At 59.8% G+C, this 21,359-nt stretch carries 23 protein-coding genes and 1 tRNA gene; 15 read left to right on the forward strand and 9 right to left on the reverse strand.

Annotation, left to right across the window (positions count from 1 at the left end; genetic code table 11):
* Positions 1-37: 37 nt before the first annotated feature.
* The 4 genes from FHT76_RS30720 (at position 38) to FHT76_RS30735 (ending at position 5,297) form a co-directional block, all read left to right on the forward strand.
* The gene (locus FHT76_RS30720) at positions 38-571 is read left to right on the forward strand and encodes a FecR domain-containing protein (RefSeq protein WP_405049312.1); all 534 of its coding nucleotides are present in this window, start codon (positions 38-40) and stop codon (positions 569-571) included.
* A gap of 5 nt (positions 572-576) precedes the next feature.
* Positions 577-2,436: a CHASE2 domain-containing protein gene (locus FHT76_RS30725; protein WP_259130477.1), complete on the forward strand. Its 1,860-nt coding sequence runs from the start codon at positions 577-579 to the stop codon at positions 2,434-2,436.
* A gap of 97 nt (positions 2,437-2,533) precedes the next feature.
* A complete protein-coding gene (locus FHT76_RS30730) occupies positions 2,534-4,408 on the forward strand; it encodes a DEAD/DEAH box helicase (protein WP_183864578.1) in 1,875 nt (624 codons plus the stop codon).
* Between the two features lie 196 nt (positions 4,409-4,604).
* Complete coding sequence (locus FHT76_RS30735) at positions 4,605-5,297, forward strand: methyltransferase (RefSeq protein WP_183864577.1); 693 nt, start codon at positions 4,605-4,607, stop codon at positions 5,295-5,297.
* Between the two features lie 16 nt (positions 5,298-5,313).
* On the opposite strand, the gene FHT76_RS30740 is transcribed toward FHT76_RS30735, so the two are convergent.
* From FHT76_RS30740 to FHT76_RS30765, 6 genes are read right to left on the reverse strand one after another with little or no spacing between them, the layout of a single operon-like run.
* A complete protein-coding gene (locus tag FHT76_RS30740; RefSeq protein WP_183864576.1) occupies positions 5,314-5,730 on the reverse strand; it encodes an ACT domain-containing protein in 417 nt (138 codons plus the stop codon).
* A gap of 54 nt (positions 5,731-5,784) precedes the next feature.
* Positions 5,785-7,008, reverse strand: a complete 1,224-nt coding sequence (gene glp, locus FHT76_RS30745) for a gephyrin-like molybdotransferase Glp (RefSeq protein WP_183864575.1) — start codon at positions 7,006-7,008, stop codon at positions 5,785-5,787.
* Positions 7,005-7,505: a cyclic pyranopterin monophosphate synthase MoaC gene (moaC, locus tag FHT76_RS30750; protein WP_183757232.1), complete on the reverse strand. Its 501-nt coding sequence runs from the start codon at positions 7,503-7,505 to the stop codon at positions 7,005-7,007. The genes glp and moaC overlap by 4 nt, the downstream gene beginning before the upstream one ends.
* Before the next feature lies 1 nt (position 7,506).
* Positions 7,507-8,319 (reverse strand): indole-3-glycerol phosphate synthase TrpC, encoded by an 813-nt coding sequence (gene trpC / locus FHT76_RS30755; protein WP_183864574.1) that lies wholly within the window; start codon positions 8,317-8,319, stop codon positions 7,507-7,509.
* 9 nt (positions 8,320-8,328) lie between these two features.
* Positions 8,329-9,345 carry an anthranilate phosphoribosyltransferase gene (gene trpD / locus FHT76_RS30760; protein ID WP_183864573.1) on the reverse strand — a complete coding sequence of 339 codons (1,017 nt, stop codon included), beginning with the start codon at positions 9,343-9,345 and terminating at the stop codon, positions 8,329-8,331.
* Between the two features lie 16 nt (positions 9,346-9,361).
* The gene (locus tag FHT76_RS30765; RefSeq protein ID WP_183864572.1) at positions 9,362-11,254 is read right to left on the reverse strand and encodes a peptidylprolyl isomerase; all 1,893 of its coding nucleotides are present in this window, start codon (positions 11,252-11,254) and stop codon (positions 9,362-9,364) included.
* A gap of 217 nt (positions 11,255-11,471) precedes the next feature.
* Between FHT76_RS30765 and FHT76_RS30770 the strand changes: the two genes are divergently transcribed.
* Positions 11,472-11,753, forward strand: a complete 282-nt coding sequence (locus FHT76_RS30770; RefSeq protein WP_016553995.1) for a hypothetical protein — start codon at positions 11,472-11,474, stop codon at positions 11,751-11,753.
* A 69-nt stretch (positions 11,754-11,822) separates the two neighbouring features.
* On the opposite strand, the gene FHT76_RS30775 is transcribed toward FHT76_RS30770, so the two are convergent.
* Complete coding sequence (locus FHT76_RS30775) at positions 11,823-12,074, reverse strand: GlsB/YeaQ/YmgE family stress response membrane protein (protein ID WP_016553994.1); 252 nt, start codon at positions 12,072-12,074, stop codon at positions 11,823-11,825.
* 527 nt (positions 12,075-12,601) lie between these two features.
* Between FHT76_RS30775 and FHT76_RS30780 the strand changes: the two genes are divergently transcribed.
* Positions 12,602-12,808 carry a hypothetical protein gene (locus tag FHT76_RS30780; RefSeq protein WP_016553993.1) on the forward strand — a complete coding sequence of 69 codons (207 nt, stop codon included), beginning with the start codon at positions 12,602-12,604 and terminating at the stop codon, positions 12,806-12,808.
* Positions 12,809-12,973: 165 nt separating this feature from the next.
* The gene (locus FHT76_RS30785; RefSeq protein WP_246712765.1) at positions 12,974-13,165 is read left to right on the forward strand and encodes a hypothetical protein; all 192 of its coding nucleotides are present in this window, start codon (positions 12,974-12,976) and stop codon (positions 13,163-13,165) included.
* Between the two features lie 61 nt (positions 13,166-13,226).
* Here FHT76_RS30785 and FHT76_RS30790 read toward each other — a convergent pair.
* Positions 13,227-13,302: transfer RNA gene (locus tag FHT76_RS30790), tRNA-Lys, on the reverse strand.
* 436 nt (positions 13,303-13,738) lie between these two features.
* Between FHT76_RS30790 and FHT76_RS30795 the strand changes: the two genes are divergently transcribed.
* The 6 genes from FHT76_RS30795 (at position 13,739) to FHT76_RS30820 (ending at position 18,521) form a co-directional block, all read left to right on the forward strand.
* Positions 13,739-13,930 carry a hypothetical protein gene (locus tag FHT76_RS30795; protein WP_016553992.1) on the forward strand — a complete coding sequence of 64 codons (192 nt, stop codon included), beginning with the start codon at positions 13,739-13,741 and terminating at the stop codon, positions 13,928-13,930.
* Complete coding sequence (locus tag FHT76_RS30800; protein ID WP_183864571.1) at positions 13,930-14,340, forward strand: GFA family protein; 411 nt, start codon at positions 13,930-13,932, stop codon at positions 14,338-14,340. Before FHT76_RS30795 ends, FHT76_RS30800 begins: the two co-directional genes overlap by 1 nt.
* A 133-nt stretch (positions 14,341-14,473) precedes the next feature.
* On the forward strand, positions 14,474-15,772 hold the full coding sequence (locus tag FHT76_RS30805) for an efflux RND transporter periplasmic adaptor subunit (protein WP_183864570.1): 1,299 nt from the start codon (positions 14,474-14,476) through the stop codon (positions 15,770-15,772).
* Positions 15,773-15,784: 12 nt separating this feature from the next.
* A complete protein-coding gene (locus FHT76_RS30810) occupies positions 15,785-16,501 on the forward strand; it encodes an ABC transporter ATP-binding protein (RefSeq protein ID WP_183864569.1) in 717 nt (238 codons plus the stop codon).
* Positions 16,491-17,699, forward strand: a complete 1,209-nt coding sequence (locus FHT76_RS30815; protein ID WP_183864568.1) for an ABC transporter permease — start codon at positions 16,491-16,493, stop codon at positions 17,697-17,699. Before FHT76_RS30810 ends, FHT76_RS30815 begins: the two co-directional genes overlap by 11 nt.
* 204 nt (positions 17,700-17,903) lie before the next feature.
* A complete protein-coding gene (locus FHT76_RS30820) occupies positions 17,904-18,521 on the forward strand; it encodes a GntR family transcriptional regulator (RefSeq protein ID WP_183757254.1) in 618 nt (205 codons plus the stop codon).
* A gap of 46 nt (positions 18,522-18,567) precedes the next feature.
* Here the strand turns inward: FHT76_RS30820 and FHT76_RS30825 are convergent, their stop codons facing one another.
* Positions 18,568-19,380, reverse strand: a complete 813-nt coding sequence (locus FHT76_RS30825) for a ferredoxin--NADP reductase (RefSeq protein ID WP_183864567.1) — start codon at positions 19,378-19,380, stop codon at positions 18,568-18,570.
* 246 nt (positions 19,381-19,626) lie between these two features.
* On the opposite strand from FHT76_RS30825, the gene pcsA reads away from it, so the two are divergent.
* Both pcsA and FHT76_RS30835 read left to right on the forward strand, forming a co-directional pair.
* Positions 19,627-20,355 (forward strand): phosphatidylcholine synthase, encoded by a 729-nt coding sequence (gene pcsA, locus FHT76_RS30830; protein WP_016553985.1) that lies wholly within the window; start codon positions 19,627-19,629, stop codon positions 20,353-20,355.
* A 9-nt stretch (positions 20,356-20,364) separates the two neighbouring features.
* Entirely contained in the window at positions 20,365-21,345 is a 981-nt protein-coding gene (locus tag FHT76_RS30835; RefSeq protein ID WP_183864566.1) for a quinone oxidoreductase, read from the forward strand.
* The last annotated feature ends 14 nt before the right edge of the window (positions 21,346-21,359 follow it).

Raw genomic sequence — 21,359 nt, forward strand, 5'->3', positions numbered from 1 at the left:
GTAGGGCGTCCGGTCGCGCATTCATTAGGGGACGGATATGCTTGTAAACTCCAGGATGCTTTTAGCGCTGGTCGTGTGGGCTAGCGGTACCTGCCTTTTCACCTCGGGCGTGGCCCTTGCACAAGCCGGCGGATGCACCATGGAGCGTGTGGCGGGAAGCTCGCGGCAAGTCATGCACTGCGCCGATGGCGTCACAATCACTGCCGAAGGCGGCGCTCGTTTCAATGTCATTGACCGCAACCGCGATGGGCGACCGGATGCCGTCTCCCTGCGCAACAAGGCGGTACTCGTGGATGTCGACCGCGCCCGTCGCCCTGGAGGGTTCGAGGTGATCACGCCGCAGGCGATTGCAGCCGTCCGCGGCACGCGGTGGGCAGTCGATGTCAAAAGCGGTACGACGTCGGTCTTCGTCGTACGCGGCCGCGTCGCGGTCGGTCGTTCGACTGCTGGACCGCGCGTCGTCTTGGATGTCGGCGAGGGTGTCGACGTTACGCGAGGCAGCGAACCATTGACTGTCCGCCGCTGGCCGCCCGCCCGCGCTGCAGCCCTGCTTGCCCGTCTAGGCCAATAGCGCCGATGCAGGCCAGACGGCTCCTGATCACGATCGCGCTGCTACTATCCGCCCTTTGGGGCGGACTGCTCGGCTACATGCATCTCTCAGGCAGCATGAGCTTTCTCGACCGTCTCGAAGCGTCTCTCACTGATCTGCGTAGTACCCTCATCGGCGCGCGGGAGGCCCCGCCGATCACCAGCATTGTGGCGATCGACGATCTTACCGCTGCCGACAATGGCTATCCGCTTAGTCGAGCGACACTCGCCCGCGTGGTATCCGCCGTCAGCGCCCTAAAACCGAAGGTCATAGCACTCGATCTCCTACTCGTTGACCCCGGCCCAGAGGAAGGCGACGCGGCACTTGCCTTGGCGCTTCAGCAGACGCCCAGTGTGATCGCTGCAGCCGGCGTTTTCCCCAAAGACACGCAGACGGTTGGTCACGACGCCAACGATCCGCTGGCGGCGATCCCGACGGCCAACCAGATGCTTTTGCCACTTGCCCGCTTTTCCGACGTCGCTGCCATCGGCGTCGTCAATGTCGCGACTGATGAATCGGGGACACCCCGCTTCATTCCCCTGATTTCTCGAGGCGGCGAGCGGGTCGATGCCTCGTTTCCGCTGCGAGTGGCGTCGCTGGCGCTGGGTATCAATCCGGCATTCGCGCCAGGTGGGTTGGCACTCGGTGACCGGCATTTGCCGACCGACAACGGGCAGCGGCTTCCCATTACCTTCTATGGCCCGCGCGGGACTCTTCCAACCTTCAGCGCCGCTGATGCACTGGCCGGCAAGCTCCCCGCCAAAGCGATCGAGGACAGGATCGTGGTGATCGGCGCCACGGTGACTGGCGGTGGCGACGTATTCCCGACGCCATTCGACCCGGTCTTGCCGGGCGTCGAGGTCATGGCGACGGCAGCAACACATCTGATTGCCGGCGACGGTATCATCAGGGACCGCAATGTGCGTTTGCTCGATTCGCTCATAGCCGTTGCGCTGCCACTGCTTCTTATCAGCTTGCTTGCGTGGCGGCGCAGCGCCATCGGCTACGCTATCATTGCCTGCGTGGCCTTCGCGTGGGCGGCCTTGAACATCGCCGCCTTCGCACACGGCTACTGGTTTAGCGCAGCATTGCCGATCGCCGCAGCGTTGCCGCCCGTGCTGCTCTTCGGTGCCGCCGAAATCTGGATCGATCGTCGCCAGGCTGCGCACTTCGCGGCGCAAAGCGATCTCCTACAGCGCATCGAAGCGCCGGGGCTGGGCGAATGGCTTGCGCGCGATCCCAATTTCCTCGCCGAACCGGTACGGCAGGACGCAGCGGTCGTCTTTATCGATCTCTCCGGCTTCACGGGACTGAGCGAAGCGATCGGCGTGACGAATGTCCGTGAAGTCCTCAGCGATTTCTTCGAGATGGTCGACGGAGAGGCGCGTTCGCATGGCGGCGCGGTCACCAGCTTCATGGGCGATGGCGCGATGATTCTGTTCGGCTTGCCACAACCAGCCTCCGACGATGCCACTCGGGCGGCTGCCTGCGCCGTCAGCCTGTGTGATCGAATGCGGCCATGGCTTGCGGCCCATCCCGCGCTGAGCGGCCGGAAGGCCGGCTTCAAGGTCGGTGCGCACTGCGGGCCTGTCGTCGCATCGCGACTCGGGAGCGGCAATCGCCAACAGATCACGGCAACTGGCGACACCGTGAATGTCGCCAGCCGGCTGATGGAGGTGGCGGCATCGCGTGGTGTCGAACTGGCCCTGAGCACCGCGTTGATGAAAGCCGCGGCCGCGGATAGCGCTCCGCTCCGCTCCGGCCGGCTGGAAGGTCCCGTGCAAGCGCGTATTCGCGGTCGAAGCGAAGGGATCGATGTATGGCTATGGCAGGGACATCTGCTTTGACATTTGCCGTCTGACAAAGTAGGAACGGCCAACTTCTCTACCGGCAACTGCCGGCCAGGGCGCAGCATGCGCGTGAGACTTCCGAAAGATAGACAACATGACAGATTTTAACGGCGTCGTTCCGGCGATCGCCAAGGCGTTGGTGAAGCGCGGTTATACCGAGCTGACGCCGGTGCAAAAGTCCATGCTCGACCCGACGCTTGCCGCGTCGGACGCTCTCGTTTCGGCCCAGACAGGGTCCGGGAAAACCGTCGCCTTCGGCCTGGCGCTGGCACCGACGTTGCTCGAAAACGATGACCGTTTCGGGCCTGCGGCGGAGCCGCTGGCGCTGGTGATCGCGCCGACAAGAGAGCTCGCGCTTCAAGTCAAGCGCGAACTCGAATGGCTCTACGAAGCGACGGGCGCGCTGATCGTGAGCTGCGTCGGTGGCATGGACATCCGCAGCGAGCGTCGCGCATTGGAGCGTGGCGCGCATATCGTTGTCGGCACGCCGGGGCGTCTCTGCGATCATATCAGGCGCAATGCGCTCGACATTTCTGCGCTCAAAGCAGTCGTACTTGATGAAGCGGACGAAATGCTCGATCTCGGATTCCGCGAGGATCTCGAGTTCATTCTTGATTCCTCGCCAGATGACCGTCGGACGCTGATGTTCTCGGCGACTGTTCCCGCTGCCATTGCAAAGCTCGCGAAGAGCTATCAGAAGAACGCGGTGCGGATCGCGACGGCTACCGAGGAAAAGCAGCACGGCGACATCGAGTATCGGGCGCTTGTCGTGTCGCCCAGCGACCGTGAAAACGCCATCATCAATGTCCTGCGCTACTATGAGGCGACGAATGCCATCGTGTTCTGTTCGACGCGCGCCGCGGTCAACCATCTGACTGCCCGCTTTCACAATCGCAACTTCAACGTCGTCGCCTTGTCGGGTGAACTGACGCAGAACGAGCGGAGCCATGCGCTGCAGGCGATGCGCGATGGACGCGCCCGCGTCTGCATTGCAACGGATGTCGCCGCCCGCGGCATCGACCTTCCCGGCCTCGACCTTGTCATTCATGCCGACCTGCCGACCAATCCGGAAACTTTGCTTCATAGAAGCGGCCGCACCGGTCGCGCGGGCCGCAAGGGCGTCAGCGCACTGATCGTGCCGCTGAACGTGCGGCGCAAGGCGGAGCGCCTCCTTGACAATGCCGGTATCTCGGCTGCCTGGGCTCGTCCGCCGTCGGCAGAAGAGGTGACGGCACGTGACGAAGCGCGTCTGCTTGCCGATCCCATCTTCGAGGAACCCCCGAGCGAAGAGGCTCGGGACCTGGTCAAACGGCTTCTCGATGCCCACGGCGCAGAAAAGCTCGCCGCGGCGTTCGTCAATCTCTATCGGTCCAACCAGTCAGCGCCGGAGGACCTGATCGAGGTCGCGGTCCAGGACGATCGCGGCCGCAAGCGCCGCGAGCACGCCGAGGGACCACGCGAACCTTATCAGAAAGGTCCGCGCGACGACTTCGGCGCGAGCGTGTGGTTTTCGCTTTCGGTCGGCCGCAAGCAGAATGCAGAGCCCCGCTGGCTGATCCCGATGCTCTGCCGCAACGGCAATCTGACGAAGCGTGACATCGGTGCCATCAAGATGCAGCCCGACGAAACCTACGTCGAGATTTCAACGGCAAGCGCCGACAGCTTCCTGCAGTCCATCGGTCCGAACAAAACGATGGAACGCGGCATCCGCGTCACAGCCCTGAATGGCACGCCCGATTTCAGCAAGCCAGCAACCTCCAAGCCTTATGCCGGCAAGAAGGCCTTTGGCGAGCGCCGCGAGTTCAGCGACGAGCGGCCAAAAGACAAGTTTCGGAAGGAAGCCCGCGCTGATGGCGAGCGCGACGAGCGACGTGACACGAAGCCTTGGAGCAAAAAGCCTGGGAAGCCGAAGTTTGAGGGCAAGGGTGGCGGTGGGCCGAAGCCCAAGTTCTCGAAAAAGAAGGGCTGAAACCATCCCGTCGGCGCTGCAGCCTTTGCGGCGCCGATAAAGATTCTCGGAGTGGACAATGGCAGGCACAATCGTTTTGACGGTTCATGTTTTCAGCACTCTTTGCAATGAGACCTTCACGCTCTAGCGCGCGCTCTTCATGGATGGCGGGATGCTGGTGATGAAGAACTACTGATCGCTTGAGGATATAAAGCAATTGCGTGGCCAGCACCGCCGTAAGAATGGCCCTGCGGCCAGCACCCTTTCTCCAGCGGATATCCGCGCCTTCATTATCGAAAACCTCCGACTCGAGCCGGTGCCGGGTTTGCCTGAGATACGTCTCTATGCGGCCCATCCGGGCAGTGGGCTGGGTCGCCTTGGAGCTAGTGGCCGTGACGATTCGCCACCGTACTGGGCTTACAATTGGGCGGGCGGGATCCTGCTTGCCAAGCACGTTCTAAATCATCCCAATATCGTTCGTGGCCGCCGTGTCCTGGATCTTGGTGCCGGCTCCGGGATTGTCGGGATCGCGGCTCGAAAATGCGGAGCATCCGCCGTAATCGCGGCAGAGATCGACGCCAATGCGATCGCGGCACTCAACCTCAATGCCGAGGCGAATGATGTGGCGATCGAAGCGTTGAACGCAGATATTCTTTCCGGCGCCCCAGTACCCGATGTGGATGTCATTCTTGCCGGTGATGCTTTCTACAATGCCGAACTTGCCAGCAGAGTTCTGCCGTTCCTGACCTCTCGTCGCCAGGCCGGCGTCGATGTCCTTATAGGCGATCCGCGCAGATCGTCACTGCCGCTGACAGCCCTGCGTCTCGTCGCCGAGTATGCCGTCCCCGATTTCGGCGTTGGCTCAGGAGGTGATGCAGCCATTGGTGGAGTGTTCGCCCTGGAAGCATGACCCAAAACGCGCCCTCTCAGCAGGAGGACTCTTCCTGTAGTTTCTGCAAAATCTCCAGCGCCACCTCTGCAACGGCGGTCGGAACGAAGACATGATCGTGATGGTAGGCTGCGACCATGTTGCAGGGGATTGAGTGTGCGGTGAGAGTAGTGGCAACAGCAGCTGTCAGTCCGACACCTTCCAGCGATGAAAAAACTTCGAGAACGATCCGCCGCATTGGCGTATCGCAGTTGAAGCCCAATTCCGAGGCCCTGCTTTTCGAAAGGATGAAGGAAACTCCCTCGTGCTCGCGAAACGACGCCAGCGCATCGATTGCCGCGCGCCGAATGATGTTCTCGTCCGTGGTTGTACAAAAGACGAATTCGTCCTCCGTAAGCACGGGCGTCATTCCGGACAACATCGCGGCGGTTTCTCGTATGATCTGCTTGGTCATCTCAAGCCGGCCCAGGGTTTGTTTGTGACACTTTCCGCGAATGAAAAAGAAACGTCAGCCGAGCAGATCAGGCCGCAGCAGCATCACCGGGCAGGGGTCTCCCGCCTGCAACTCCGGCGCATGTGGCGGTCGAACGATCAAGCAGTCAGCTTCGGCGAATATCTTCATCATAGACGAGTCCTGTTTGCCGAACGGCTCTGCCGACCAACCGCCCGACGGTGATCGCAACAGCCTCGCTCTCACGTAGTCCTGTCGCTGGTCATTGGCACGAAGCGTTACAGCCGCTCCCGCCATTGCCTCACGTCTGACTGGCGGCAGTGACGCCAGCTTGCGAACCAGCGGTTCCAAAAACAGCAGTCCGCAGACCAAGCTCGAAACCGGATTGCCGGGTAGGCCAATGACATGCGTTTCTTCGAGGCTGCCCACCATCAACGGCTTGCCCGGACGCATGGCGATCCGCCAGAAATCGAGCTTCATGCCCAATGCGACGAGCGTAGCCTGCACCAAATCATGGTCGCCCACCGATGCCCCACCGAGCGTCACGATGACATCGACCTCGGCACGCCGGGCGCGCTCGACAGCCGCGGAAATCGCGGCTTTGTCATCGGGAACGATCCCGAGATCCAGGACCTCGGCGCCAGCCTTGCGAACCAGGGCAGCAATGCCGAAGGTGCTGGACGCAATGATCTGCGCGGGAGCCGGTGAGCTTCCTGGCGGCAACAACTCGTCACCGGTTGCGAGCAGCGCCACCATGGGCTTGCGGAAGACCTCAAGGGTCGCGTGGTTCATTCCAGCCGCCACAGTCAGGCGAGAAAAGTCCAGCACGGTGCCTGCCTTGAGCACTGTTTCGCCTTCAACAAAATCTTGGCCGCGGGGCCGAACGTGCTGACCAGGACGAACAGGAAAGGTCGTGCGGACGCCGCCCTCGATTTTGTCCGCATCCTCCTGCAACAACACGCTATCGGCGCCAGACGGAACCGGTGCGCCAGTAAAGATCCGAACAGTCTCTCCTTTGCCGACAACACCCTCGAACCCATGGCCGGCAGAGGACGTCCCGATGAGCCTCAGCTCGGCGCCCGGTTCCGGAGCGTCGTCACCGCGCAAGCCATATCCATCCATCGCCGATGCATCGAAAGGCGGCTGGGTCAGCCTGGCCGCCACATCAGCTGCCAGCACGCGACCGTCGGCCTCCGGCAAGGAAACAGTTTCGCTCACCTGGATTGGTTTTGCCCGTGACAGTAAACGATCCTGCGCCTCAGCAACGGGCAACATGCTCATTTGCCATACTCCGGATGGCGAAAGTCTCCAGACTTGCCACCCGATTTTTCGAGCAGCCGTATGCTCCCGATTACCATGGCCTTATCGGCGGCCTTCGCCATGTCGTATATCGTCAGGCAGGCCACGGAAACGGCTGTCAGGGCCTCCATTTCGACACCCGTCTTGCCTGTCAGCTTCACGGTCGCGGTAACGCGCAAGCCGGGAAGATCGGCGTCCTCCGTAATATCGACCGCAACCTTCGTGAGCATCAGGGGGTGGCAGAGAGGGATGAGGTTGCTCGTCTGCTTGGCGGCCATGATGCCAGCAAGGCGCGCCGTGCCGATCACGTCGCCCTTCTTCGCATTGCCCGCACGAATGAGATCGAGCGTCGCGGCCGCCATCTTCACGTGGCCTTCGGCGGTCGCAACCCGAGTGGTCTCGACCTTATTGCCGACATCGACCATGTGCGCCTCGCCGGAGGCATCAATGTGGGTGAGACCGGACGGGCCGCCGCTCATATCACTCGGCCGCCTGAGCGGCTTCGGCGAAGAGTAGTGCGCGCGTTGCAGCCGTAACGTCTTCCTTGCGCATCAGGCTCTCGCCGACCAGGAAGGTGCTGATGCCAACTGCCTGCAGGCGCTTGCAATCTGCATTCGTGAAAATGCCGCTTTCGCCGACCAGAAGACGGTCCCCAGGAACCATCGGCGCGAGCTTTTCGCTGACCTCCAGGCTGACCTCGAATGTCCGTAGATTGCGATTGTTGATGCCAACCAGCGGAGAGGAGAGCTTCAGCGCACGCTCCATCTCCTCGGCATCGTGAACTTCCACCAGCACATCCATGCCGAGCCCGAAAGCCTCATCCTCAAGGCGCTTTGCATCATCATCGGAAAGCGATGCCATGATCAGCAGAATGCAATCGGCGCCCCAGGCGCGCGCTTCCTGCACCTGGTAGGTCTCAAACATGAAGTCCTTGCGCAACGCCGGCAGCGAACACGCGGCACGCGCTGCCATCAGAAATTCCGGGGCGCCCTGAAAGCTTGGCGTGTCGGTCAACACCGAAAGGCAGGCAGCGCCACCGACTTCATAGGCCTTGGCCAGCGACGGCGGATCGAAATCTGGCCTGATCAAACCCTTGGAGGGACTGGCTTTCTTGATCTCGGCGATCAGGCCGTATTGGCCGGCCTCGCGTTTCGCAACCAGCGCACGATGAAAGCCGCGCGGCGGCGATTGGTCCGCCTGCATCGCCTTCAGATCAGCCAGCGATACCGTCGCTTTTGCGGCGGCTATCTCTTCCCGCTTGTATAGTTCGATCTTCTTCAGGATGTCGGTCATGGCTCTATCCTAGTCGATGTCGTTCGACACGGCGACGAGTTTGTCGAGGGCCGCGGCCGTCGCTCCGCTGTCCAGAGACTGCGTCGCAAGCCGCATACCGTCCTCGAGTAGCTCAGCTTTGCCGGATATCACCAGCGAGGCGGCGGCATTGGCGAGCGCGATGTCACGGTAGGCGTTCTTTGCGCCGCTCAAAACGTCGCGCAACGCTGCGGCGTTGACCACGCCATCACCGCCCTTGATAGCCTCCAGACGGCAAGGTTCGACGCCGAAATCTGCGGGCGACAACTCGAAAGTCCGAATCTTCCCGTCTTCGAGCGCGGCGACGTTCGTCTTTCCCGTCGTCGTGATTTCGTCGAGACCGCTGCCGTGCACGACCCACACGCTTTCGGAGCCCAGATCGCGCATGACCTCGGCAATCGGAACGACCCATTGCGGCGCGTAGACGCCAAGCAACTGACGGCGGACGCCGGCCGGATTGGAAAGCGGCCCCAGCAAATTGAAGATCGTCCGCGTGCCGAGTTCAACGCGCGTCGGGCCGACGTGGCGCATCGCCGAGTGGTGCTGCTGGGCGAACATGAAGCCGACACCAGCCTCGCGAATGCAGCGCGAGATCACCTCGGGGGTCACATCTAGCTTGACCCCGAGCGCGGCAAGGCTGTCGGCCGCACCTGATTTCGAGCTCAGTGCCCTGTTGCCATGCTTTGCAACAGGTACACCAGCACCAGCCACGATAAGAGCAGCGAGTGTCGAGATATTATAGGTCCCGCTTGCATCGCCGCCGGTTCCCACGATGTCGATGGCATCGGCCGGTGCATCGACGGTCAGCATCTTGGAGCGCATCGTCGTCACGGCGCCGACAATCTCGTCGACCGTCTCGCCACGGACGCGCAATGCCATGAGGAAGCCGCCGATCTGCGAAGGGGTCGCTTGACCGGACATCAGAATGTCGAAGGCCTCGCGGGCCTCGTCGCGTGTCAGCGGCTCACGGCTCGCAGCCTTCGCCAGAAGCGGCTTCAGATCAGTCATGCGCGTGTATTCCCCCTTAGCGGACTGCCGCCTGATCGGCGAGAGGCTGATTGATCGATGCGCCATACTGCGTCTGCAGCAGGTTGACCATCTGATCGAGAATGTCGTCGCCGGCAGCATTTGCCATTGCCGTGATCTGCTGGTCCTGATTGTTGAGCACGTCACCCGTGGGTTCCGTGTTCACTTCCGTGACCTTGAGAAGGATCTGCGTCGTCGCGTCGCCGCCGACGGCAATGGCGACTGTATCCATCGGCCCGGAGAAGGCAGCGTTGGCGCCGGCGCGACCGAGGACGGGGTCGTCGGTCCCGCGAGTAATGCCGCTCTTGCTTTCGACGGTAATGCCAAGCGGGGCCGCAATGTCCGCCAGCGATGTTCCCTTCTTGGCCTGCTGCTTCAGGTCTTCGGCCTTTTTGGCCAGTTCAAGCTTCTGCTGTTCCGCAGTCCAATCGGCGACCGCCTTATCATGCACTTCGCTCAGTGGGCGGTCGCGTTCCGGCATGACATCGCGGACTTCGAACCAAAGATAGCCGTCAGTGCCGATCGAAAGGGAAGGAGCATCAGCGCCGGCGTCGGTCTTAAAGGCCGCGCCGAGAACCTGCTGCTTGGCCGGAATGTCCTTGACCTCATTGCCGTCCTTGTCGAGACCCGTAGCGTCGACGGCGTCGACGACGACGGCCTTCAGCTTGAGCTGTTCTGCAATCTGCTCCAGGGTCGAGCCGGAGCCGCGCAGGTCCTCGATCTGATCGTGTACGTTGATGAGTTCCTGCGATGCGTTGGAGACGGAGAGCTGCTTGCGGATCTCGTCCTTGACCTCATCAAGGCTCTTGACGCTTTCGGGCTTGATGTTGCTCACGCGGAGGACGACCGGACCAAACGTGCCATCGACGACCGGCGTCGTTCCGCCGTCCTTCGAGACTGCGAAGGCAGCCTCTGCAATGGCCTGATCCGGAACCTTGTCCTTGGAGAATTCGCCGAGGAACACGTCGGTAGCGGTCTTGCCCTGATCGGTTACCAGCTGATCGAATGTCGTGCCGGTCTTCAGCGCGGCTTCGGCGGCGTTGGCGAGATCCCTGTTCTGGAACGTCAATTGCTCGATCGTGCGGGTTTCAGGCGTGCGGAAACTATCCTTGCGCTTTTCGAAATCCTCGCGGATCTGGTCATCGGTAACGGAGGCGGCGTCGGCGATGTCCTCCGGCTGAAGCTTGAGGAAAGCCACCTTGCGGTATTCAGGAGCGCGGTAGCGTGTCTTGGTGCCCTCGAACCACTTGGCAAGCACATCCTCGGCAGGCGCCTTGATCGGCTCGATGTTGGCATTGGTCAGCAACAGGTAATCGATACCGCGGCTTTCCTGTCCATGAAGCTTGAGGGCGTCGACCAGCGTCTTCGGGGCTGTGAAGCCGTTCGAGACAGCGTCCACGATCTGGCTGCGGACGGCAACCTTGCTGCGTTCCTTGATATAGTCATCCTCGCGGATGCCGGCATTGCGCAGCCGCGATGTAAAGAGGGTGCGGTCGAACTGGCCGTTGACCGCCTTGAAGGCTGGGTCATCGCCGATCAACTGCGCAAGCCGATCCTGGGAGAGGCCAAGGTTCATCTCGTCCGCCAACTGGTCGAGTGATGCGCCGGCGACGAGCTGCGCCAGCACCTGCTGTTCAACGCCAAAAGCGCGGGCCTGGTCGGGCGTCAAGCGCATGCCGAATTGCTGGCTGAGATTTGCGACCTGTCGCTGGTAGGCCAAGCGAAATTCGTTGACGTCGACGTGCTGGTCTCCGACGCTGACAACCGTCGTGCTGTTGCCGCCCGATATCAACGAGCGCGACACGCCCCAGATACCAAAAGAGGCAACCAGCAGCAGCATGAGGAGCTTGGCAACCCAGGTGTGAGCAGCTCTTCTCAGAAGATCGAACATCGAAACGCAAACCTCGCATTATATTCGCCCGTTCGCGGGCAAAGCATTGGACGTTCCTTAGAACAAAGCCGGCAGGAAATGAAGGGTTATCGCACGAAAACATCTGCGCTATATCTGCAACCATGTCGAAGCGCTTGGCGCAGCAAAAGACGCCCGATATCGGAACCTTTCTAAGGGCTAATTCGTTGAAGAGCATCCGGAAAAAGAGGAGCAGACCATGGCCGATATGAAAACCGCCTCCGCCCAGTCCGCAACCGCGCGTGTGAAGGCGGAGATCGCGGCAGACGATCTTTCCGCACAGGTCACAGCATTGCGCGAAGACCTTGCACGCCTATCCGAGAGCGTTGTTGCACTCGGTCAGGGCGCCAAGACCGCCGTAGCCGACGAAGCCTCGGTCATGACGGAACGGCTGCGCGACAAGGTAAGGGAGGAGCCTATCTTCGCGCTCGCCGTGACAGCCGGCGTCGCCTATCTTTTCGGATTGATGAGCCGTCGATAGAAGTCGATTGGCAGTTGACAAGGCGAGGGCCGGGCGTGCTGACGCCCGGCTTTAATTTTTTGCGGGTATTTAACGACGAATAACCCGCCCCACGGCAATCAGCAGGCAGGCGCCGACGAATCCCGCAATCAGATAGCCTAGCCAGCCGGCGAGCGTGATGCCCAGTCCTGCGAGGATTGCATTGGCGACGATTGCGCCGACAATGCCCAAAATGATGTTCATCAACAGCCCCATGTTGCTGTTCATGAACTTTTCCGCGAGCCATCCGGCAATGCCCCCGATGATGATGGCCGCTACCCAACCCACACCTGCGTCTTCCATATGATTTCCTTTCAGAGAAACCCCACCGGCAGTACTCGACCGGGCACAGTCCACCTGGCCATTACAAAGCACAACCACTGGACGTTTTGTTAAAAATACTCGACGCTATGTCGAGTACGTTTGGAGAAGTGCTTAGGGTTCCGGTAAGACCAGGCCGAGACTGTCCTAAATCGCCATTCTGCACGACATGCATTGTCCGACTCCAGTTGCGCACAATCCACGGTACCGCGATGCATACCAATTCTTATACCTTTTGCCATATCAGCGTGGTACAAATAATACCAATATCTATTGGTTTTGTTCCCTGCAGCGACGTTTTGAACCCGTTGTAGCGTAGGGCCGGTGGAAATTGGCCGCACTCTGGTGATGGATTTAACGGCTGATTATGCCGTGAAACGTTTTGCCGACGCCGCTTGTGTAATCAAAAAAGCGCATTCTCAACGAAATCGCTTCTTTCCTTAAGCATTTGCTTGCTCAACCTGCAATCTATGTCATGGTAACTTCCTTCGTATGAGAGGGGTTCCGCTATGATCAATCTTCAGTCGGTTCGCAATGACACTACGCATGATCAACGTCTGCTCGATTGCCGCGCTGATGTTGAACCCGCCCTCCATCAGATCATCCGCGACGCGCAGCAAAAGGGATGGGCGCCCGCGGAGGTAGCGATGGCAATTGCGGATGCGGCAGACGACTACATTCTGCTGTTGGCAAGCCGGAAGACGACGTCACATTGATACGTGTCATACTGGGGGCAGAGGACACGAAATGATCTGCGGACAGGTGGCCACCGGGAAACTGGTCTCTGCCCGCAGAGAAGATTACCGGACCTGAAGCCGCCTTTTCTCAGCGAATGGCGCCGAGATTGCGCGGGGTGAGCACTCACCTAGGGAGAAGTTCAGATGAGCCGATTTCTCGCATTCGTAGCGACCGGAACGCTGATCAGTCTTTCCACGATCGTTTCGGCTTGTACCACCAACCCCGACTACACCTCGTCAATCGGATCTCCCACGTCCTATCAACGCGATTACTCGCTGAACCCAGCCTGTGCAGGCGGATTTAGACCGAGCGACAATCGTCCGTGCAGCTACTAACTGCGCCAGTCGGCAAGGCTCACCAGTGCGGCACGTTTCTATACCAAGTCTTTGATTTTCATGGTGAGAGCGTCGGGGTTCGAACCCGAGACCTACTGATTAAAAGTCAGTTGCTCTACCGGCTGAGCTACGCTCTCCCAGGTGCCCGGCGGTTCGCCCGGCTGGAAGTGCGCGGAACATATGCAGGTGCCCCATTGTGGTCAACCAAAAAATCATCGTTCCCTGTGCATTAGGCACATTTCTTGCGCCCTAGCCTGAAACAGCCGGTCCAAAAAAAGAAAAGCGCCCGAGGGCGCTTTATAAAAGTTGGGGGAAACGAGATCACGAACCGGGCGGGCGAAAGCTCGAGTGCCGTTTCGTTGGCCACCCGGGGAAAGCGGAAAAATCCGGGCATTCTTTCGCATCGCCGTGTCCGCTTGGCGCGGCTCACAATCTCGCCTTATAAATGCACAAATGGTCAGAAGGTTCCCAAAAAAAATTTAATCGAATCAAACCCTTCCGAGGACTGATCAACACCTTCACAAAATCACGCGATGCTCTAGCTAGCCCCTTGTGCAACCAAGGAGAATGTGCATGACGAGCATGACTACACCAGCACCGACAACCCGAAAAGTGTTGCGTGGCCGACCCTATAGTCTTGGTGAGTTCGCAAGGAAATATCGCCTGGAGGAAACCGAAGCAAAGCGGCTCTTTGAAAAGTTCGGCCCCTCTGCGACAGAACTCGACCTACTGATGGCCGCCAAACGCCGATTGCCGGCTCACTGATGGCTTCGTCGGCCGGTACCCGGAAGGGAAGCTGCCTCTGCGGTGCAGTGCGCTACACGGTCAGAGGCGAGCCCATCCGCGTGGGACTGTGTCACTGCGCCGATTGCCGCAAGTCGAGTGGATCGGTCTTCGTAGCCTTTGCGATCTGGCCGAGATCCTCATTTAATCAATCGGGTGAGGTGTCCACTTACGCCGGTCGCAGCTTTTGTCCGCGATGTGGTGGACGTCTCTTCTGCTTGACTGATGGGTTTGCAGAAATCCGGATTGGATCGCTGGACGATGCTCCGAATGGCCTCCGGCCGGTTCAGGAGCTTTGGATTAAGCGACGAGAAACCTGGCTGCATCCATTGCCGGCCGCTGGGCAATACGAAGCGGACGCCTTCGATGCCAAGGACCCTACGGAAAACTGAACTCTCATTACCAAGATTTCATTTCATTCCAACGCCGTTTCGTGCCAATCCGGGCCGATGCTAATCTGCCGTTCAGCTTCGACATAGTTATCTTGCTGACAGCTGCATTGGCAGCATGTTGATCGAGGCCGGAATGAACGACGTCAAGGATATGCATGAAACCAAGCCGAAAAAGGCGAGCGCCGAGCTGGCGACCGTTCTTGCGGCCTCACGCAAACAGTCGAAGGGCCGTTGGCGTGGTCGACTATCGCTATTGCTTCTGCTGATTCTGGCCGTCGGCGGCGTGGGCTATTTCTATTCGCGGCAGGAGGCCAACCAATACAACTACACAACTCAGCCCATTAACCGTGGTGACCTGACCGTGCTGGTGACAGCAACAGGATCCGTGCAGCCGACCGAGCAGGTAGACATATCGAGTGAGCTCTCCGGGACGGTTCGCGACGTAAACGTCGACTACAACAGCGAGGTCAAAGCCGGCGAGGTTCTAGCCGCGCTCGATACGAACAAGCTTGAGGCCGATGTGAAGAGTTCGCGGGCAAAACTCGATTCTGCTAGGGCTAACGTTGTGAAGGCTACGGCTGATCTGGAGTCGGCCCAAAGTTCATTCCAGCGCTTTCGCAACCTCGTTCAAAGCAATGTTTCGACACAACAAAGCCTCGAGGATGCACGCTACAAGTTCGATTCTGCGGTCGCTGCCAAGGACATCAATGTCGCCGCGGTAGCCTCCGCGGAGGCGGATTTGCGCCTGGCCGAGGTCAACCTAGCCAAAGCGAAGATCATCTCGCCCATCAATGGTGTGGTTCTGACACGCTCCGTCGACCCGGGCGCGACAGTCGCCGCATCGCTGTCGGCGCCCGTGCTTTTCGTGATCGCCGGCGATCTGAGGAAGATGGAGTTGCAGGTCGATGTCGACGAGGCCGATGTCGGTCAGATTGCCGTCGGCCAGAAGGCGATGTTCACGGTCGACGCTTATCCCAACCGGACTTTTCCCGCGGAGATCAAACAGATCCGATTTGCGTCCGAGACGACAAACAATGTCGTGACCTACAAGGCGATTCTGTCGGTCGATAATGCCGATCTGTTGCTGCGGCCGGGCATGACAGCCACGGCCGACGTCACCGTTGAGGCAGTCAAGGATACTCTTATGATTCCCAACTCGGCGCTTCGCTATGCGCCCCCGGCGGCAGACTCACCCCGTGGCCGAGGTATCTTCAGCTTGCTCAGACCGCCGCGCATGGGACCGCGGACCGGCAACCAGGGCGGAGAAGCGCTGACTGGAGCAAAGCGGCGCGTTTGGGTGCTGAAATCGGGCAAGCCGGCAGCAGCGGTCATCCAAGTGGGTTCCTCCGACGGACAATTCACCCAGATTGTATCCGGGGACATCAAAGAAAACGACGCCGTGATCACCGACGCCACCGCGCAAGCGAAATAGGTGAGGCTCAGCATGACGAGCCCGCCGCTCATCGAATTCAAGCAGGTCTCGAAGATCTACGGTCACGGAGAGGCGGCCATTCGCGCCCTTGACCGGGTGGATCTGTCGATCCGCGAACACGAGTTCGTCGCCATCATGGGCCCCTCGGGCTCGGGCAAATCGACGGCCATGAACATCCTTGGCTGCCTCGATGTCCCGAGCGCCGGCGACTACATTTTCCAGGGCGTATCGACACAGGGCTTCGACCGTAGCCAACTGACGTTGTTGCGCCGTCATATGCTCGGCTTCGTGTTCCAGGGGTTCAACCTGCTGCCGCGGACTTCAGCTTTGGAGAATGTCGAACTGCCGCTCATCTATCGCGGCATGCAGGCGAGTGAGCGCCACCGCAAGGCCAAGGAGGCGCTCGGGCTTGTGGGGCTCTCCGGGCGCGAGCATCACAAAACGCAGGAACTTTCCGGCGGCCAGCAGCAACGTGTGGCCATCGCCCGGGCGATTGTAACAGAACCCTCGCTGCTTCTTGCGGACGAGCCGACCGGCAATCTCGACACCAAGACCAGCGTTGAGATCATGGACTTGATGACGCGGTTGAACCGGGAGCAAGGCATCACGATCGTCATGGTCACGCACGAACCCGACATCGCCGCTTATGCCCAGCGGCTGCTGCGCTTCATCGACGGCAAGTTGGAGACTGAGGCCGAGCATCGCGGGAGGGCGGATCATGTTCTTTGAAACGCTGAAACTCGCGCTCCGCGCAATCAGTCGCAATATGCTACGTTCGTTTCTCACCGTGCTCGGCGTCGTCATCGGCGTGGCGGCAGTCATCGCGTTGGTGACGATCGGCAACGGCACCACCGCTCAGGTCTCGGCCGAGCTTTCGCGGCTGGGCACCAACATGCTGTTTGCGCGTCCGGGTCAGTTCGGCCCTGGCCGCGCAAGTTCGGAGGCACGTCGCTTTACCGTGAAGGATGTCGACGCCATCCGTGACCAGGTCAATGGTCTTCGTGCCGCGGCGCCGCTCAATCAGACGACCGCGACAGTCATTTACGGCGGGCAGAGCCATTCGACGACGGTCATGGGCACGACCAACGACTATTTCATCGCCCAGGATTGGGACATGGCGATTGGCCGCACCTTCGACGCAGCAGAGGAGCGTGGGCGCCCGCGCTGCATTCTCGGTGAGACCGTACGCTCACAGCTCTTTGGCGCTGCCAATCCCAACGGGCAGCAGATTCGCGTCGGCAAGGTGTCCTGCAGTGTTATCGGCGTCCTTGCCAAGCGCGGCCAATCCGGCATGGGCAACGACCAGGACGACGTTGTTATAATGCCTGTCAAAGTCTATCAGCGCCGGGTCGGCGGCAAGGCAAATGCCAATGTCCAGATGATCGTAATTTCCGCGCGTGACGGTGTCTCGACATCGAAAATTCAGGATGAAACCGAGAACCTGCTTCGCGAGCGGCGAAAGATTATCCCGGGCCGCGAGGACGACTTCAGCGTCAATGACATGACGCAGATTGCCGACGCGATGACCGGCACCACCACGCTACTGACCAGCTTGCTCGGTGCGGTCGCCGCGATCAGCCTGCTCGTTGGCGGGATCGGAATCATGAACATCATGCTGGTGTCGGTGACCGAGCGTACTCGGGAAATCGGCATACGCCTGGCGATTGGTGCGCTGGAAAAGCAGGTGCTGCTGCAGTTCCTGGTCGAAGCGGTGGCATTGTCGGTCTTTGGCGGCGTCGCCGGGATCCTGCTGGGGATTGGCCTCGGCTACGGGGCCGTAACAGCCCTGAAGGTGCCCTTCGTTGTCAGCCCCACGATGATTGGGGTTGCTTTCGCGTTCTCCGCCGCAATCGGAATGGTGTTCGGATACTTCCCGGCACGGCGAGCGGCACAACTCAATCCAATCGAGGCTCTGCGACACGAATAGCCAGCCAGGCGGCGCTGATGCTGGCGGAGAGAGTTTCCGACATCTATTCCACGAGCAACCGTAGGGCAGGGTTGAGGAAGCGTCGCACTACTTCCGCACCGCCATCCAGGTGCGGCGCCAACTTGCCGCTCGACAGCACGCTGATATATCATCGGTTTTAGGTCGCCCTCGCGACGCGCATTTTTAGAAGCTATGGATACGCGAATGCAGAATTCACTCAGCCACCTTGCCTACCTTAGCCTGGAGCATGCGATCGTAACCTTGGCTTTGCGGCCGGGCGCGTTGGTCACTGAGAAACACCTGATCGACTTGGCCGGCCACGGGCGTACGCCGGTGCGCGAGGCGATTCAGAAGCTTGCTTGGCAAGGGTTGATCGTGGTGAAGCCGCGTGTCGGGCTGCAGGTGGCGGAGATCAAGCCGACCGACCATGACAATGTCATGCAGGTTCGCCGCGAGCTTGAGCCGATCGCAGCGGCGCTGACTGCCGAATCCGCCACATCAGAGCAGCGTCGAGAACTGATCGAATGCGCGCAGGCAATGCAAATGTGCGCCACAACCGGCGATGTGGCAGCATTTTTCGCCGCGGACAAGGCGTTTGACGAAATTCTGGAAGAGGCTTGCCCCAACGCTTTTATCACGTCGGCGCTTGGACCGGTTCAAACCCATTCGCGTCGGCTCTGGTCCGCGTCCACGAGTCCCACCCGGATGGATCAATCTATCGCGCTGCATGTTGCAGTCATGCGAGCCATCGAGCAGGGCAGGTCGAAGGACGCCGGCCACGCGATGAGCGCACTGATCGAATATCTCAGCAACCACAATTGAAAACGGCCCCGTTGCAGGGGCCGTAAATAAGTCCGTCACTGCAAATTTACCCGACGAATGCGCGTTCGATCACAAACTCCGCCGGCTTGCTGTTTGCGCCCTCGTTGAGGCCGGCGCCTTCCAGCAATTCCTTCGTATCCTTCAGCATCGCGGAGGAGCCGCAGATCATGCCGCGATCGATTACCGGATCGAGCGGCGGGACGCCGAGGTCGGTAAAGAGCTTGCCTGAGAAAATCAGGTCGGTGATACGGCCGCGGTACTCGAAGTCTTCACGGGTGACGGTCGCATAATGGCGCAGCTTGTCCCCGACGACTTCCTGAAGGAGTTCGTCATTCTTGATCTCGTCGACCAGGTCGAAGCCATATTTCAGCTCCGCCACGTCCCGGGTCGTGTGGGTCAGGATGACTTCCTCGTACTTCTCGTAGGTTTCCGGATCACGGATCAGGCTGGCGAAAGGCGCAATGCCAGTCCCGGTCGAAAACATATAGAGGCGACGGCCGGGCGTCAGCGCGTCAAGCACCAGCGTGCCTGTCGGCTTCTTGCGCATCAGAACCTGGTCGCCCGGCTTGATCGCCTGGAGGTGTGAGGTCAGAGGGCCGTCCGGGACCTTGATCGAGAAGAATTCAAGCTCTTCTGCCCAGGCGGGGCTTGCGATCGAATAGGCACGGAAGATCGGCTTGCCGTCGACCATCAATCCGATCATTGCGAATTCTCCCGACCGGAAGCGGAAGCCCTGCGGACGCGTCATCGTAAACCGGAACAGGCGATCCGTGTAATGGGTCACGCTGAGCACGGTTTCGGCATAGACTCCAGCCGGAATCGGTGAGGCGAAGTCTTCGGTCTTTGCAGGGGCGTTCATTTCGGTATCGGATCCCGTATTGGTCGCACAATGTTTTCGATGCCAGCGAGATATTACAAATAGTGTCTCGATTAAAGGTATTCCATTCTTTCTCGAGCGACTTGCACGAAATATGCGTGTCGCTGTCGTGATTCCAGGGCCTTACGAGGCTTCATTGCTTTTGCGCTGGCGAAGCGGGACAAAGGATGCATATTAGGCAAAAACCGCGTCTGCCGGGCGCGGACGCCATAGGCTGCTCGGGGAAACATGAAGATTTTCAATTACAAGCGCGTACCTTACGCGGAAATGCGCGCATTCTCCGTCCATATTCTGACGGCGTCCGGGTCCTTTCTTGCCTTTCTCGGCGTCGTCGCCGCTGCCGAGCACCGTTTTATCGACATGTTCTGGTGGCTGGGGCTGGCACTCCTTGTTGATGGCATCGATGGACCGATCGCGCGCAAGGTCAGTGTCAAGGAAGTCCTGCCAAACTGGTCAGGCGATACGCTCGACAATATCATCGACTATGTGACCTACGTCCTGCTGCCTGCGTTTGCGCTCTACCAGAGCGGCATGATCGGCGAGCCGTGGTCCTTCGTGGCTGCAGGCATGATCGTGGTATCCAGCGCAATCTACTACGCCGATACTGGCATGAAGACCGACGAGTACTTCTTCTCGGGCTTTCCGGTGGTCTGGAACATGATCGTCTTCACATTGTTCGTCATCGATGCCAGTGCGATCACGGCGCTAACGGTCGTCCTCGTCTCCGTCATCCTCACCTTCCTGCCGATCAATTTCCTCCACCCCGTCCGCGTCCAGCGGCTCAGGCCGCTCAACCTCGGCGTCTTCTTCTTGTGGTCGGGGCTCGGGATGTATGCGCTGCTGATGCATTTCGTGATCCCACAATGGGCGCTTGTCCTCTTTATTCTCAGCGGTATCTACCTCTACTGCATTGGCGCTGTGTTGCAGTTCTTCCCGGCGCTTGGAAGGCGCGATTAGGAGAAGGCAATGGCAAGAACGCAGGCGGTTTCTTTCAGCAAGACCGGCGGACCTGAAGTTCTCGAATATATCGGTATCGACCTGCCGCCTCCCGGCGCAGGGGAAGTCCAGATCAAGCACGCGGCCATTGGCTTGAACTTCATCGATGTCTACTTCCGGACCGGGCTTTACAAAGCGCCGCATATGCCGTTCGTGACCGGCAAGGAAGCGGCTGGCACCGTTACAGCCGTGGGCCCTGGTGTGGAGGAGTTCAAGGCCGGCGATCGCGTCGCCTATGCCGGCTCTGACGGCGCCTACAGCGTCGAGCGAAACATCGAAACGAAGCATCTCGTCAAGGTTCCAGATGGAATTCCGCTCGAGACGGCCGCTTCGATGATGCTGAAGGGAATGACCGCCGAGTACCTTCTCAACCGAACCTACAGCGTCGCCCCCGGTACCACGATCCTGTTTCATGCGGCGGCCGGCGGTGTTGGCCTAATAGCCGGACAATGGGCAAAGGCGCTCGGCGCAACGGTGATCGGCACCGCCGGGTCGAACAGCAAGGTGCAGTTGGCTCTCGAACACGGATACGATCACGTCATCAATTACAATACCGAGAATTTTGCCGAGCGTGTACGCGAGATCACCGGTGGCGCGGGGGTTCACGTAGTCTATGACTCGATCGGCCGCGACACATTTCCCCAGTCGCTCGACTGTCTGAGACGCCTCGGCATGTTTGTCTCTTTTGGCCAGTCTTCTGGGCCGATCGAGAACTTCACACTCGCCATGCTCGCCCAGAAAGGATCGCTCTTTGCAACGAGGCCGACCCTTTTCACTTACATCGCGACGCGCGAAGAGCTAACCAATTGTGCAAACGCGTTATTTGATGTTGTTTTGAGCAATAAAGTGCGTATCAATATCAACCAAACCTATCCATTGCGTGAGGTCGGGCGGGCCCACATGGATCTGGAATCCAGAAGAACTACCGGAACTACGCTACTGATCCCATAATGACCCGAACGGGC

The organism is Rhizobium sp. BK176 (assembly GCF_024808055.1).